Below are 13,739 nucleotides of genomic sequence, written 5' to 3' on the forward strand. Positions count from 1 at the left end.
CTCTACAAGACTATACGCCAGAGCATTAATTAACCACCAGTGTCGCTCTGGATAATCACGGCCAGCACCAGCAACAGGGTTTCGATCAACTCGATCGAGGCTCCGGCGGTGTCACCGGTGGTGCCACCCAGACGGCGCAGCATCAGCCATCTCAGCCCCGCACCGACAAGCAACAGGTATAGTGGCAACCACAGGCTGAACAGGCCCAACAGCAGTATTACGACAGCACACACCCAAAATGCATGCCGACGCTGCAACAGTGGCAGCATTTCACACGCGATACCGTCGGGTCGGGCATAGGGGGTGGTGACCAGCAGCAACAGCGCAGCACCACGACCCGCTACAGGGGCCAGCAGCAGAGGCCACAGCGTTGCCGCACTTAACAGGGCTGAGAGCGCGCTCCACTTCAGCAGCAACACCAGCATCAACACCAGTGCCCCACTGGCCCCCAAGTGCGAGTCTTTCATAATCTCAAGGGTACGCTCCCGACTGCCCAGCCCACCCATCCAGCCATCGGCGCTGTCAGCCAGCCCATCCAGATGCAGCCCTCCGGTCAGCCCGGCCCAGACAAGCAATAGTAGTGCCGCACTCAGCCCGGTCGGTAACCCCTGCAGAACGGTGCCCAGCAGCAGCAACACCAATCCGATCAACCCACCGACCAGCGGGTAATACAATAGAGCCCGCGCCTGAGTTCGCTTATCGGGCGATGCAGCCAAACGCACCGGGATCAGGGTAAGAAACTGCAACGCACAGAGAAACGCCTGCCACCCAGTTTTCATTGGCGTGCATCCTGCAGCCGATGCAAACTGCCATGCGCTACCGGAAAACTGAACATTTCACTGACCGGAAGCCCGTTCAGAATACAGTGCAAGGCACGAATGACACCGCCGTGACAGATCAGCAGCACGGCACTGGAATGTTCCTGCTGAAGTTGATCCACCAGAGCTTCAAGACGAACAAAAAAATCGGCCAGTGATTCGGCCTGTGGCGGTGGACAGTGCCAGGGATCCTGCCAGAAGCGACCCAGTGCAGCCGGATCGGTTGCGTGGATGTGGGCTGCAGTCTGCCCGTCCCATTGGCCAAAATCGTATTCTCTCAAGCGAGCGTCGGTCACAAAGCCTTCAGAGCCGGCCCACTGCTCGGTAAAAGCAGAACAGCGTTGCAGAGGTGAGCTGAATACCCCCTCATAATCCTCAGGCCTGACCCCTTCCAAACCTGCGTGCATCTGCTGCCAGCCCCTATCGGTCAGGGCCGCATCCGTACGGCCCAGAAAGCACTGACCGGCATCGGTTTCACCATGACGCAGCAGATCTATTCTGAATACGCTCAACTCGGTTTCTCCGACACTGCCGCTTCTGCGAAGGTGGCCATACCGGCATGCAGCTCACAGGACATGCGCAACAGGGGCACAGCCGCAGCGGCACCACTGCCCTCACCCAGGCGCAGCCCCAGATCCAGCAGGGGCGGTGATGGCAATGCAGACCTCAAATGTCTGTATCCCGGCTCTGCCGAATGATGGGAAAAGATCAGCCAGTCAGCAACAGCCGGGTTGATCCGGCAGGCCAAAAGCGCCGCAACGGTACAGATGAATCCGTCCACCAGTGCTGCCAGACCTTCCTGAGCGCAGGCAACGTAAGCCCCCGTCAGTGCTGCAATTTCAAACCCGCCCAGCGAGGCCAACAGGGCCATTGGCTCTTGCGTGTCTCCGTTGTTGCGGCCATGACGCAGCAGAGCCTGTTCTATGACTCGGCATTTGTGCGCCATGCCCATCGAATCAAGCCCGGTGCCGGGGCCCACCAGCTCCGCCACCGGTTTTTCCAGCAGCACCGCAGCCAGTGCCGTGGCCGCCGTTGTATTGCCAATGCCCATTTCGCCGCCAATGAAAAGCTCGGCCGGGGTGTGCAACACCGCTTCTCGCCCTGCCGCCAGCGCCTGCTGCAACTGCACTGTCGTCATCGCAGGCTCATGCAGCAGATTGCAGCTCTGCGCTGCAATCACGCGGGGCTCAACCGCCGGCAAAGGCTCAAGCTCCACCACAGTGCCCAGATTCCAGACCCGCAGCTCGGCCCCCAGTACCCGGGCCGCCACACTAATGGCGGCTCCGCCGCGGGAGAAATTGCGAATCATCTCAGCGGTGACCGCCTGTGGATAAGCGGATACGCCTTCGACTGCAACACCATGGTCGGCCGCAAATACGGCGATGCTGACCCGTTGCAGTTGCGGACAGGCTTTGCCCTGCATCCCGGCCAATCGAATCGCCAGCTGTTCCAGCTGGCCCAGCGAGCCGGCTGGTTTGGTCAGCTGTTGCTGGCGTGCCTGTGCCGCCGCAACAGCCTGGGTGTCAATCGGCTTGATCGCATGGGTTATCCAGCTCATGCAGACACCTCCAGTCCCGGTCCCTTCAGTCGCATCGGTATCCCCGCCACCATCAACAGGGCCTGATCAGCCAGGGCCGCTGCAGACTGGTTGAGCCACCCCGCCTCGTCAGTAAAGCGGCGGTTCAACTCTCCCGTGGGGACAATACCCATGCCGGTTTCATTGCTGACCAGAATGATGTCGCCACGGGCATTGCGCAGGGCCGCACAGAGCGCTTCCCGCTCGGCGTACATATCAGCCTTGGCCAGCAACTGGTTGGTAACCCAAAGGGTCAGACAGTCGATCAATAGACAGCGGTGGGGCGCCTGGTGCGACAGAATTGCGTCCGCCAGCTGCAACGGCTCCTCAATAGTTGTCCAGTGACGGGGACGATCATCCCGGTGACGGTTGATGCGTTCTTGCATCTCGCGGTCTTGCGCCTGTGCGGTAGCAATATAGATCACCTCAAGGCCCGAGGCCTGTGCCAACTGCTCCGCCTGCCGACTTTTGCCGGAACGAGCGCCTCCGAGAATCAGTCTGATCATCTGCCTTGTATCTGCCTGTATTGCCGATAAAAAAGAGATTGTACCTGCCGCAGCGGGCGTCAGAGAAATTCGGCTTCAATATCGCAGCTGCTTCTGCGCCCCAGCGCCGAGCGGTTTTGCTGCAGCCAACGCTCCATCTGAGCCTGACCACGCTGCATCAGCTCAAGCAGAAAATCAGGCCGCACATCCAGCTTGCTGCTTCGGTGCAGCTGACTCAAGCCCTCATCAGGCCCCAGCACGTGCAGCCGCATCTGCCGTATCCGGCGCTCAGGCCGCCCCAGCCGCCAGGGCGAGCGGCGCGCCCGCTGATGCATGGCCGCCAGCGCCCGCATCTCGCGCATGAAGGTGGTCTGAAACCCCAGTTCAGCCACGCGGTCGGCAATGGCCTGGGCACTGACCGGCGGTGCAGCCGGCTGCTGCGGGTGCAGCAACAGCAGAAGCAGATCGCGTGCCTTGCAGTCGAACAGCAGCGGGTACACCACCGGATTGCCGGCAAAGCCACCATCCCAGTAATGCGCCCCCTCAATCTCCACCGCCTGATACAGCGCTGGCAGGCAGGCAGACGCCAGCAGGTGTTCAGTGCTCAGTTCGTATTCACGAAACAGTTTCAGTTTGGCGGTTTCGACCTCGGTGGCGGCAATGAACAACTGAAAGGGCGCATCACGCCTCAGCCGCTCAAAGTCAACCAGATCATTCAGCAGGTCTCGCAGTGGATTGATATCAAACGGGTTCAGGTCATAGGGTGAGAGGTGCCGGGTCACCCCACTCCACCAGGTTGGCCAGTGACGGCTCCATCCCGCCGGGTCAAAGCTGTCGGGCAGCATCAATCGATGCCAGAACTCCGACAGCAGTGCTCGCGCACCCGCCGCGCCACCCTGCTGCCAACCTGCCGTCAGCATTACGGCGTTCATGGCGCCTGCACTGGTACCGCTGATGCCGTCAAAGCGGATGTCATCTTCCTGCAACAGACGATCCAGCATCCCCCAGGTGAAGGCACCGTGAGCCCCTCCCCCCTGCAACGCCAGATTCAGTTTCACTTCAGACATGCGCAGCCCCTTTTATTGTGCACTGCAACAAGCATCGGTTCAGACTGTTCTGGTGTCAATGCGGATCGGCAGGCCTCGCGTACGCGAAATCGGTACTCAGGTAGTAAAGACGGCCTTTCGCAGAGTTGTTAGCGTGAACTGTCCTGTTGCGTGGAGTGCCGCCATGAACCGCTTATCACCCCTGAAAATCCTGCTGTTGAGCCTTATGCTGGTCACGACGGCGGTGGCAAACGACGATATTGAGCGGGAACAGCAGCGCATCGCCCGCGAGATGATTCAGGTGCTCAACGCTTATGCCGTATACAAGATGGGACAGTATGAAGAGGCCTTCAGCCGATACAAGGTGCTGGCCGAAGCCGGCAATCAGCAAGGCATGCTCAATGTGGCCAACATGTACGCCAAAGGGCTTGGAGTTGAGCAGAACCCGTCGTTGGCGTTCGTCTGGTATCAGCGCTCAGCCGAGGCCGGTGATGCCATCAGCATGCTGGAGCTGGCTCAGGCCTACCGTCACGGTCAGGGCGTCAAGGCCGATGAAGCCAGGGCGCTGCACTGGTTTCGACAGGCCGCAAACGCCGGCGAGCCCGATGCTCAGTGGCAGCTTGCTCGCCATCTGATGGCAGAAGGTGACGCCGACGCGGCACGGCTCTGGGCCGAGCGGGCCGCCAGTCAGGGACAGGTCGCCGCGCAGCAGTTTCTGCGATTACCCTGATACCTGACCGGATGCCGGTTTCACCGGCCCGTAACTGAGGCTGACAAACGCTGTCTCCGCTTCGCCCCGGCGCTGGTTGATCACCAGCGTCAGGGTGAAACTGAAGTTGCACAACAGATTCAGAAAGCGCGGCAGAATATCCGCCACCTCCCGCCCCTCTTCACTAACGCGCACGAGCGCCCGAATCGCCTTTTTACAGTTGGAGCGCACGATATGCAGTTGAGGCACCGGTGCTGAGCCCCGAGGCAACACAAACCCCTGTGGTGGCGTAACCAGCTGTTGGCGAAAGTGCTGCAGTCTCGACTTGAGCCAGACGAGATCAGCCTCCTTTAGGGCCAGCCGGCCACGAATTGAGCCGTTGGCGTGCAACACCAGCGGCTGCAGCTGTTCAAGATCCTGGCGCAGGTCATCCCACTCATTCGGCAGCGCCGCCAGCACCGCCCCAATCTGGGCACAAAGTTCGTCGGTCAGCAGTTCATAATCACACAGCCATGAGGTTTCATGGATAAAGGGATAGCAGAGCTCATCCAGATCGCGGCTGTTGGCAATGCTCATATGGGTTCTCTCCCCTGCATGCGCAGCAGTGGCACTGCGGCGCTGAAATCAATTTCGGCCTCAACGCGGAACACCTGACGCAGGTTTTCCGTTGTCAGTACCGCCTGTGGCGCACCCACGGCAATGACACGACCAGCATCCATCATTACCAGCCGGTCACACCAGGCCGCCGCCAGTGACAGATCATGCAGTGACAGGATCACCGCGCGCTCCCTGCTGGTGTAGCGGCGCAAAAGTTTCAGAACCTGCTGCTGATAATACAGATCCAGGCTGGCCAGCGGCTCGTCGGCCAGAATCACGCGCGGCTCCCCTGCCAGCAGTCGTGCCAGCCAGACCCGTGCCTGCTCGCCGCCGGAGAGCTGATCCACCGGTACGTTTAGCCATTCGTCTACGCCGGTACTGCGTGCCGCCTGATCAATAATCTGCGCTGACTCATCCCCCCAAGGCAGACGCCCCAGCGCGATCACATCACGCACACTCAAGGTCCAGGCCGCCATGGATCGCTGTGGCAGAAACGCGATCTTGCGCGCCCGTTCCAGCGGTTCAAACGTGCTCAGGTTATTGCCTTCGAAACTGATCACGCCGGAACAGGGCTGGATGCCGGCCAGTGACTCCAGCAGAGAGGATTTGCCGGCACCATTGGGGCCAATAATGCCCAGCAGCTCGCCCGGTTGCAGATCCAGACTGACCGATACCAGACGCTGTGCCAGCGACAGAGCTTCCACCCGAATCAGATCCATCGTCGGCGCTCCTTCCATACCAGCCAGATGAACAGGGGGGCGCCGATCAGAGAGGTCAGCACCCCCAGTTTCAGCTCCTGCCCCGGCGGCAGCAGACGCACCACGATATCCGCCAGACACACCAGCACCGCCCCCAGCAGGGCCGAGGGCAACAGCACTCTGTCGGGCCGGTGTTGCACCCAAGGCCGCACCAGATGCGGCACAATCAAGCCGACAAAACCGATGGCGCCCGCCACGGCTACCGAGGTGCCCACCAACAACGCAGCGCCCAGCACAATCAGGCGGCTTCCGCGCCGGGGGGACAACCCCATGCTCTGTGCCACCTGTTCGCCCAGACTGAGTCCCAGCAGCAGACGCCGCTGACTGCAGATCAGACCGCCACCGACCAGCAATGCGGGCAGCAGCAACCAGAGATGATCCAGCCCGCGCTCGGACACCGAGCCCAGCAGCCAGAACACCAGTTCCTGCATGGCGAAGGGATTGGGGGCAAAGTTGAGTACCGCAGCCAGCAGCGCGCCGGTCAGCGTCGAGATGGCCAGCCCCGCCATGATCACCATCGCCTGCCCGGCGGGGCCTGCCAGCAGCAGCATGATCAGCAGCGCCAGCCCTGCACCCACCAGCCCCGCCAGTGCCGGTGCTGCCACACCCAGGGCCGGAAACAGACCAAAATAGAACACGCAGGCCGCGCCCAGTGCCGCTCCCTGACTGGCACCGGTCAGCCCCGGATCTGCCAGCGGGTTGCGCAGCAGGCCCTGCAGCGCAGCACCACTGAGGCCCAGAGACGCCCCCACCAACAGTGCCAACAGGGTGCGTGGCAGGCGAATTTCACTGCTGACAATGGCATCAATGCTCTGCTCTCCCCGTGCCCAGTCAAGCAGGCCCGTCAAGGGGGCTATATCGGTGCTGCCAGTGGCCAGTGACAGCAGCGCCGTCAGCAGCACCAGCAACGCCAGTATCCCGTTCATTGCACTCGCTTCCGTTTCAGTTGTTCGATCAGCTCCCAGGTCCAAGGGCCGGGACATTGCCAGCGCCAGTAGTCGGTGCTCAACCACCCTTCCTGTGTGACAACCTGCTGCAGGGCCGGATGCTCGGCAAACCGGCTCGCCAGCGATGGACTCGCCGGAGCCGACCAAAGGATCGCATCAGGCGGGTCGGCTACCAACTGCTCTAGATCAAGGCGGACATAACCGGCATCACGCAGATAGTTGTGCCAACCCGCCTGACGCAGAATCTGGTCTTCAAAGGTACCTGCGCCCGTACCGATGCCGTTGGCGCCCAGCAGCAACAGCCGAGGCGCATCACCCGCTGGCTGCGCAGGCGCTGGAGCCGGTCGTGCCCGCGAGGGCGGCTGGCCTATAAGCTCAAGAAACTGACGCTCATAGACCTCGATTTCAGCAAGGCTGGTCGGCAGGGACAGGTCCACCACCGGAAGGGACAGCGCCTCAAGACGGCGACGCAACAGCAATGCGTTGTACTCACCCACCAGAATCAGGTCTGGCTGCAATTGATAGATCTGCTCCAGCGAGCCATCGTGCAGCGGCCAGTCAGGCATATCAAAAGGCAATTGATAGCGCCGATGGATCGGCGACAGAGCGGCAACCTGTTCGGGCTCAGCATGCAACGCCAACAACCAGTCCATGCACAGATCCAGCGACAGGATGCGCTGGGGGGCTGACTGGGCACTGGCGCTGGCGAGCAGCAGCCCCAGCAACAGAGACCGCCCGAAGCCCCGCAAGCAGCGGAGCATCAGGCCAGACATGCCGCTTCCAGAATCAGAGTGCAGGTGTCCATGTCAGTGACAACAATGCCGTACGTCCTGTTTCACGATAGGGGTGATAGGTTGAAGGCCAGCCCACACCGTAAAGCGCGGTGGCGTACTCTTTATCGAACAGGTTATCAACTTTCAGCTTGAGCGCCAGCTCAGGGTTCAGCTGCCAGCGGCTACGCAGATTTACCAAACCATAGCCGGCGATTTCACGCGTATTGGCGGCATCATCCCAGCGGCTGTCGGCCAGCTGCCAGCTGCCGCCCACAGACAGGTCTCCGAACGTGCGATCCAGATCCAGACTCAGGCTGCGCTTGGCACGCCGCGCCAGAGTCTTGTCGGTATCCCGATCAACAGGGTCGACCAGCTCAAGCGCCAGTGCTGTCTGCCAACCGAACAGTTCGTGCTGCAGGCGTGCCTCGAAACCATTGATACGTGCCGAACCAATATTCTGCGGTGTGAAGGTCGAATCCAGCGTAATCGCATTATCGATATCGGTACGATAGATGGACGCCTGCAGCTCGGTGCTATGCCCCAGTCGGCTGCGCCACTGCAGCTCATAACTCTTCGAGGTTTCGGGCTGCAGGGCGGGATTGTCATAGCCCGGGTAGTACAGATCCACGAACGTGGGTGCCCTGAAGCCTTCGCCGTAGGAGACGATCAAATCGTTGTCTTGATTGAGTCGCCAGGTCAGTGCCGCACTCAGCGTATTTTCACTGCCGTACAGTTCGTTATCGTCATGCCGCAGGCCAACTTCGGTGCTGAAACGAGCATGATCATAACGGTGCTGAACAAACGCAGCCCGGTTCCAGCGGCTGGTTTCAGCGAAGCTGTCATTGCCGTTCAGACGCTCCTTATATCCATCGAAACCAACCAATAACTGCTGTGCCGGGGTCAGCTGCAGGGTGTTGAGCCAGGCCAGGCTGTCACGGTAGGTATTGAAGGCATCACTGCCGGCGTGATCGTCAAATCGAGTCCAGCTGCGGTTTTCTGCATGGCCCAATTCCAGACGGCTGTGCCACAGCTCACTGACCTGCAGATTGGCATACACGGATGCAGTGCTCAGCTGGAAGTCATTATAGGGATAGTCACCGCCCCAGCTCAGATCGAATTCGCTTTCGCCCCGTTGATCCAGCAGACTGACGCCGGCGTCAAACCGGTCGCTGAAACGGTGGTTGAGGTTGAAGCTGGCAGCCGTATTACGATAGGCATCACGGTCACTGTCCGGTCCTGTGGCTTCATAAGTGCGGTTAATGCCATTGGTCTCGTCATTGCTGAGGCTCAGGTTGAAACGCGTATCAGCATTGCCACCTGACAGCCCGAGGCTGCGCTCCCAAGTTTGCTCTGTACCGTAGCCCAGATGTACACGGGCACGCAGGCCATCTCCTTCCCCACGACGGGTGAATATCTGAACCACACCGCCAATGGCATCTGCCCCGTAAATGGCGGAACGGGCCCCTCGCAACACTTCGATGCGCTCGATCTGATCAACCGACAGTGCTTCCAGCGCGGCACTGCCGCTGTCGGCACCGTTGATACGCACACCATCAATCAGTACCAGGCTCTGGGATGATTTTGTGCCGCGGATGTACAAGCCGGTCATACTGCCGCGACCGCCGGATTGGGTCATCTGTACGCCGGGTACCCGATCAAGCAGCTCAACAACGGTTGAAGGCTGCAGGCGTTCAATGTCCGCACGAGTGAACACTTGGGTAGCGGCAGTTGTGTCCTGCTGCAGCTGTGGCTGGCGGGAAGAGGTCACCACGATGGTGGAGAGTTTCAGCTGCTCATCAAGCGAGGTTTCAGCAGCAAAGGCAATACTGGGCGCGAGCGTAATGGCCAGCGCCAACGTGGAACGTTTCGGCATGGGAAAGACCTTTCTCATGTGTGCCACCCGCACACTGATGGATGAATGATCACTTCTGGCCGGTCTCCGGGCTCAGGCGTCAGACTGTGCAGTCAGGAGGGATGACACCTTCCCATATCGGATCGATACAGTGGCCTGTCGTCATCGCCTCACGCCTCTACCGTTGCGGGGGCAGCGTTGGCATTGCATCGACTTTCATAAAACGATGCGCACCAACTTCCCGTTTAAGTCCTGAACAGCTGTTCAGTACACCGGAAGCAAGCCGCGGATAATAGGCACTCAGGAGGAAGAGGTCAAACGGAGGCTGTTCAAGTGAAGTTGAACGAAAACGAACAAAAAAATGCCGCTTCCCCCGGGGAGATGGAGGAAGCGGCGCCAATCACCTTCGGCACACATCTGCAGTGCCTACAGTGAGCTAGACCTGTCAATGAACGAGATTAATCTTAAATATAATCATTCTTATTTGCAACAAGAAATTAAGCCAATAATGAAAAAACCGCCAACCCCGGGGAAACAGAGTTGGCGGCTGAAGGCTCAGGGAGTTAAAACTCGTAGCGAATACCGGCAAAGAACTGGCGCTGACGCCCCGCCACCTTGCCATCCACCCGGCTGACCAGATATTCGCGATCGGTCAGGTTGTACACACTGCCGAACAGGGTGATATCGCTGCCGGGCTTTCTGTAGTTGATGGAAGCGTTCCAGAGGCTGTAGCCGTCAATCATGCCCTCTTGACCATTGGCGCTTTCGACACGCGTGTTCTCGCCATCCACAAACTGTCGGCTGATGTAGTCCACACCGATGCGGGTATCCAACCCGTAGGGATTTTCGTAACCCAGGCTGAGTGAGGCCATGTGACGGGGGGCATACGGCATGCGGTTACCCGCTGCAATATTCTCCGACGGTACGGCCTTGCTGAACTCGGCCTTGAACAGGTTGGTATAGGAACCCGTTAAATAGACGTTGTGAGCACTGTCATAGAAGGTGCCGAAATCGATTCGGCCCGCCAACTCGATACCTGCCTGCTCCGACTCACCGGCATTGAAGAAACGGCCGCTGTCCTGAATTACGATCTCCTGGAAATCGGTATAGAACAGCGTTCCCGCCAGGGAGACACCATCGAAGTAGTCACTGCGCAAACCCAATTCCCAGTTGGTGCTTTTTTCGGGGCTGGTTTTGGACAGCACCACACCATCACCCACCTCTCCCAAATCACGATCAGGGCGCGGAGGGGCGATACCGCGGTGTACACCGGCAAAAACGGTTGTGTTGTCGATGCCATTCCAGGCGATACCGAAGCCTGGCAGAACATCGGTTGAACGGTTGGTCTGACGAATGTCCTGCGGGTCGCCTTCCGCCCAGACCACATCGGTCTTGATGCTCAGATCCTCGATTCGAACACCGGGAGTAAAGGACCAGTCACCGAGGTGGAACGTGTTTTGGGCGAAGTAGGAGATCGCTTCCACATCGATGCGAATATCTTCACGCAGATAGTCCGTGCCAAAGGACTTGAGCCAGTCTAGATCGCGAGCACGCGGGTCACCATCACGGAACTGACGACGACGAATGTCCTCTTCGTGGTACCGAACGCCGACTACAGCATCACTGTCGAGGCCAAACAGGGTGTGATTGAAGTCCAAACGGGATTCAATACCCCAGTATTCATAGTCGCGGGGACGGTGACGTCCGCCACAGGCGTCTGCATTGGCAGCGGTCGCCGCTGTGCCACAGCGATCCAACTCTGAATAGGCAGTACCGTCAATAATGTAGCTGCCATCGCCCGGCTCATTGACCTGCCGGAAAGACGAGCGATAGGCATTCGCATAATAGGCTTGGGTATTGAGCGTGGCACTGTCGTTGATATCAAAGATGTGCTTCAGCTGCACACTGTCGCGCTGATGCTCGAAACGGTCATGATCGGAGGTGGGTGCCTGAAATTTGTCCTGCGCGTACTCCAGCTGCCCCAGGCCGGTTTCGGTAATGGCCGAATCTTCTTCAAAGCGACTGACCTTGGCAATCAGCGTTTGCCGATCCGTCAGGTTGAGCTGCCCCTTGATGGAAAATTCGGTGACATCAAAGTCATGCCCACGACGAACGCCATCACCCTGCTTCTGCAGTGCATCAATCATGATACCGCCGGTGTCATTTCCGTAGCCCAGGCGCGTATGCGCACCTCGGAACCCCTGATTACCGGCGTCCATAGTGACAGCGCCTTCAAAGCCATCGGTCGGCACCGGGCGTGTCACGAAGTTGATCATGCCACCCACGGTTTGTGGCCCGTGCAGTATCTGCCCCGAGCCTTTTACCACCTCGATGCGCTCAACTCTGTCCAGCGGGGTCGAGTAGTGTGCTGATGGGTCGCCATAAGGGCCCAGAAACAGCGGCATGCCATCTTCCATCAACAGGGTGCGGGAAGTACGGCGGGGGTTGAGGCCACGCACCCCGATATTGAGTGCCAGGCCATAGCTGTCTTCATCAACCGCGTTGATGCCCGGGACGGCCTTCAGCGCTTCCTTCACGGTAAACGGCCGACGGCGTTCGAGGTCACGCTCGTCCACGATATCAAACGAACCGGGAACCGCTTCCAGTCGGTCGGGCAAAATGCCGGTAACCGTCAGTGTGTTTATGCTGTCCACCTGCTCCGCCTGCAAGGCGAATGGGACCAGCATCAGCGAAGAGGCGATGGCACTGCTGAGCAGTTTCTTGCGAAAAAACATGGGTCACTCCTGTTGCCGAGAGGACAGCCTCTGCCAATGAGAGGGCTGGCAAAATTGTTGCAGCAGTATGTGATGAGCAACAAAACGCTGTCGTCGGCAACAGGTAGCGGTACTGGCGTACTTTGGTACTACGCCCGCAACAGAGCGAAAAAATCCTGTATCTGACGGGAAAAATTCCCGGTTAATATCAGCCGAAACGGTACCCGGACAGGCTTGTCTCCAGTACCCGATCTACAAACACGTGCCGCCCCTGATCATCACCGGCAGCACCCGCCGCCAGCATCAGTGGCAGCAAGTGCTCCTCTTGCCGCTCCGGGTGACATTCACGCGCCCTCGGAGCCTGATCCCAGTGCGCCAGCGCCTGCCAGCGCACGGCAGGGTCGGCCTCGACCGTCTGCGCCAGCCAGGCATCAAACTCATCCGAGATCGGGCCAAAACGCGGGTCGCGATAGCCACGCATGTTGTGGAAACTCATGCCGCTGCCTACGATCAATACGCCCTCATCCCGCAGCGATTGCAGTGCCCGGCCCGCCTGCAGGTGCGCCTCGGCATCCAGATCCCGACGCAGTGACAGCTGTACCACCGGGATGTCCGCCTCAGGGAACATCAGCTTGAGCGGAATGAACATACCATGGTCGAAGCCCCGGCCAGCATCGGTTGCAGCCGGCAGCACGGCCTGCTGCAACAGCTCAATCACACGCTGTGCCAATGCCGGCTGGCCGGGAGCCGGGTAGGTCAGCTCATAGGTATGCGGCGGAAAGTTGTAGTAGTCATAGATCAGATCCGGCTGCTCACTCGAAGTGGTGCTGAACGTGGGCTCAAGCCAGTGGGCCGATACCAGCAGGATCGCCCTGGGCTGCTCCGGCAATGTCTCGCGAATGCCGCGCAGAAACGCTTCCATCCGATCCCAGGCATCGGGCGGATTCCAGTCCATGAAAAAACAGGGGCCTGCCCCGTGCGGCACAAAAAAGGTGGGCTGAGTGGATGACATGGGGATCACTCCTGTTGCGGATTCAAACGATATATTCACAGACCAGGGTGGCAGAGCTGTCCTGCAACGCCAGACTGATCAGAACACGGTCACATTCAAGTGCTCCGGCCGCCATGCGGTGGCGGTCAAAGGCGGCCTCAACGCCGGATACTCGGCAGTGCTCAAAGCGGGTGGGCGGCGCTGTGCTTGCACGCTCGCCGGCCGGCAGCTCGATGTACAGGGTTCGCAGATCGGGTGCGGTGTCGGCGGCCTTTTCCAGCCAGCGGACCAGCGCTCCCGGCTGCTCGATACGCGTGAGCGCAAAGTGATGATCCAGCAGTGAGAACTGCAGCACGTCGCCTTGCTGAACCAGCAGGCCGCCCAGCATTTCAAGCTGGTCTGCCAGATTGTGCTCGTTCAAGGGTTCAGACATTGAGCCAAACATTCAGCGCTCCTCGGTTATGCGAGACGAA

14 protein-coding genes and 1 riboswitch are annotated in these 13,739 nt (G+C 59.6%); of the genes, 1 reads left to right on the forward strand and 13 read right to left on the reverse strand.

The window, feature by feature from the left end; genetic code table 11:
• Positions 1–29: 29 nt before the first annotated feature.
• The 5 genes from cobS to ABIE61_RS15420 are packed head-to-tail and all read right to left on the reverse strand — an operon-like array spanning position 30 to position 3,946.
• Positions 30–779 (reverse strand): adenosylcobinamide-GDP ribazoletransferase, encoded by a 750-nt coding sequence (gene cobS, locus ABIE61_RS15400; protein ID WP_354411072.1) that lies wholly within the window; start codon positions 777–779, stop codon positions 30–32.
• Positions 776–1,330 carry a histidine phosphatase family protein gene (locus ABIE61_RS15405; RefSeq protein ID WP_354411073.1) on the reverse strand — a complete coding sequence of 185 codons (555 nt, stop codon included), beginning with the start codon at positions 1,328–1,330 and terminating at the stop codon, positions 776–778. The genes cobS and ABIE61_RS15405 overlap by 4 nt, the downstream gene beginning before the upstream one ends.
• Positions 1,327–2,376 (reverse strand): nicotinate-nucleotide--dimethylbenzimidazole phosphoribosyltransferase, encoded by a 1,050-nt coding sequence (cobT, locus tag ABIE61_RS15410; protein ID WP_354411076.1) that lies wholly within the window; start codon positions 2,374–2,376, stop codon positions 1,327–1,329. The genes ABIE61_RS15405 and cobT overlap by 4 nt, the downstream gene beginning before the upstream one ends.
• Positions 2,373–2,900, reverse strand: coding sequence for a bifunctional adenosylcobinamide kinase/adenosylcobinamide-phosphate guanylyltransferase (cobU, locus tag ABIE61_RS15415; protein ID WP_354411078.1), 528 nt, complete (start codon positions 2,898–2,900; stop codon positions 2,373–2,375). The genes cobT and cobU overlap by 4 nt, the downstream gene beginning before the upstream one ends.
• A 59-nt stretch (positions 2,901–2,959) precedes the next feature.
• The gene (locus tag ABIE61_RS15420) at positions 2,960–3,946 is read right to left on the reverse strand and encodes a patatin-like phospholipase family protein (RefSeq protein ID WP_354411081.1); all 987 of its coding nucleotides are present in this window, start codon (positions 3,944–3,946) and stop codon (positions 2,960–2,962) included.
• 163 nt (positions 3,947–4,109) lie between these two features.
• Here ABIE61_RS15420 and ABIE61_RS15425 point away from each other — a divergent pair, with 163 nt between their 5' ends.
• Complete coding sequence (locus ABIE61_RS15425) at positions 4,110–4,655, forward strand: tetratricopeptide repeat protein (RefSeq protein ID WP_354411084.1); 546 nt, start codon at positions 4,110–4,112, stop codon at positions 4,653–4,655.
• Here the strand turns inward: ABIE61_RS15425 and ABIE61_RS15430 are convergent.
• The 8 genes from ABIE61_RS15430 to ABIE61_RS15465 form a co-directional block, all read right to left on the reverse strand.
• Positions 4,647–5,210 carry a cobalamin adenosyltransferase family protein gene (locus ABIE61_RS15430; RefSeq protein WP_354411087.1) on the reverse strand — a complete coding sequence of 188 codons (564 nt, stop codon included), beginning with the start codon at positions 5,208–5,210 and terminating at the stop codon, positions 4,647–4,649. The two genes, ABIE61_RS15425 and ABIE61_RS15430, sit on opposite strands and share 9 nt — an antisense overlap.
• The gene (locus ABIE61_RS15435; protein ID WP_354411089.1) at positions 5,207–5,950 is read right to left on the reverse strand and encodes an ABC transporter ATP-binding protein; all 744 of its coding nucleotides are present in this window, start codon (positions 5,948–5,950) and stop codon (positions 5,207–5,209) included. Before ABIE61_RS15435 ends, ABIE61_RS15430 begins: the two co-directional genes overlap by 4 nt.
• Positions 5,941–6,915 carry a FecCD family ABC transporter permease gene (locus ABIE61_RS15440; protein ID WP_091827711.1) on the reverse strand — a complete coding sequence of 325 codons (975 nt, stop codon included), beginning with the start codon at positions 6,913–6,915 and terminating at the stop codon, positions 5,941–5,943. Before ABIE61_RS15440 ends, ABIE61_RS15435 begins: the two co-directional genes overlap by 10 nt.
• The gene (locus ABIE61_RS15445) at positions 6,912–7,709 is read right to left on the reverse strand and encodes an ABC transporter substrate-binding protein (protein ID WP_354411092.1); all 798 of its coding nucleotides are present in this window, start codon (positions 7,707–7,709) and stop codon (positions 6,912–6,914) included. The genes ABIE61_RS15440 and ABIE61_RS15445 overlap by 4 nt, the downstream gene beginning before the upstream one ends.
• 13 nt (positions 7,710–7,722) lie before the next feature.
• Positions 7,723–9,582 (reverse strand): TonB-dependent receptor domain-containing protein, encoded by a 1,860-nt coding sequence (locus ABIE61_RS15450; RefSeq protein ID WP_354411095.1) that lies wholly within the window; start codon positions 9,580–9,582, stop codon positions 7,723–7,725.
• Positions 9,583–9,622: 40 nt separating this feature from the next.
• A riboswitch (cobalamin riboswitch) is annotated at positions 9,623–9,853 on the reverse strand.
• A gap of 271 nt (positions 9,854–10,124) precedes the next feature.
• Entirely contained in the window at positions 10,125–12,296 is a 2,172-nt protein-coding gene (locus ABIE61_RS15455; RefSeq protein WP_354411098.1) for a TonB-dependent receptor family protein, read from the reverse strand.
• A gap of 187 nt (positions 12,297–12,483) precedes the next feature.
• A complete protein-coding gene (locus tag ABIE61_RS15460; RefSeq protein ID WP_354411101.1) occupies positions 12,484–13,287 on the reverse strand; it encodes a DODA-type extradiol aromatic ring-opening family dioxygenase in 804 nt (267 codons plus the stop codon).
• A 22-nt stretch (positions 13,288–13,309) separates the two neighbouring features.
• Complete coding sequence (locus ABIE61_RS15465) at positions 13,310–13,711, reverse strand: hypothetical protein (protein ID WP_354411104.1); 402 nt, start codon at positions 13,709–13,711, stop codon at positions 13,310–13,312.
• Positions 13,712–13,739: the final 28 nt, after the last annotated feature.

It is taken from the genome of Marinobacterium sp. MBR-111 (genome assembly GCF_040547585.1).
GTDB classification, from domain to species: Bacteria; Pseudomonadota; Gammaproteobacteria; order Pseudomonadales; family Balneatricaceae; genus Marinobacterium; species Marinobacterium iners.

Excerpts from the sequence above, each read along its gene's own strand:
- cobS (WP_354411072.1), bottom strand. The coding sequence starts at position 779 with ATGAAAACTGGGTGGCAGGCGTTTCTCTGTGCGTTGCAGTTTCTTACC.
- cobT (WP_354411076.1), bottom strand. The coding sequence starts at position 2,376 with ATGAGCTGGATAACCCATGCGATCAAGCCGATTGACACCCAGGCTGTT.
- cobU (WP_354411078.1), bottom strand. The coding sequence starts at position 2,900 with ATGATCAGACTGATTCTCGGAGGCGCTCGTTCCGGCAAAAGTCGGCAG.
- ABIE61_RS15420 (WP_354411081.1), bottom strand. The coding sequence starts at position 3,946 with ATGTCTGAAGTGAAACTGAATCTGGCGTTGCAGGGGGGAGGGGCTCAC.
- ABIE61_RS15425 (WP_354411084.1), top strand. The coding sequence starts at position 4,110 with ATGAACCGCTTATCACCCCTGAAAATCCTGCTGTTGAGCCTTATGCTG.
- ABIE61_RS15430 (WP_354411087.1), bottom strand. The coding sequence starts at position 5,210 with ATGAGCATTGCCAACAGCCGCGATCTGGATGAGCTCTGCTATCCCTTT.
- ABIE61_RS15435 (WP_354411089.1), bottom strand. The coding sequence starts at position 5,950 with ATGGATCTGATTCGGGTGGAAGCTCTGTCGCTGGCACAGCGTCTGGTA.
- ABIE61_RS15440 (WP_091827711.1), bottom strand. The coding sequence starts at position 6,915 with ATGAACGGGATACTGGCGTTGCTGGTGCTGCTGACGGCGCTGCTGTCA.
- ABIE61_RS15445 (WP_354411092.1), bottom strand. The coding sequence starts at position 7,709 with ATGTCTGGCCTGATGCTCCGCTGCTTGCGGGGCTTCGGGCGGTCTCTG.
- ABIE61_RS15450 (WP_354411095.1), bottom strand. The coding sequence starts at position 9,582 with ATGCCGAAACGTTCCACGTTGGCGCTGGCCATTACGCTCGCGCCCAGT.
- ABIE61_RS15455 (WP_354411098.1), bottom strand. The coding sequence starts at position 12,296 with ATGTTTTTTCGCAAGAAACTGCTCAGCAGTGCCATCGCCTCTTCGCTG.
- ABIE61_RS15460 (WP_354411101.1), bottom strand. The coding sequence starts at position 13,287 with ATGTCATCCACTCAGCCCACCTTTTTTGTGCCGCACGGGGCAGGCCCC.
- ABIE61_RS15465 (WP_354411104.1), bottom strand. The coding sequence starts at position 13,711 with ATGTTTGGCTCAATGTCTGAACCCTTGAACGAGCACAATCTGGCAGAC.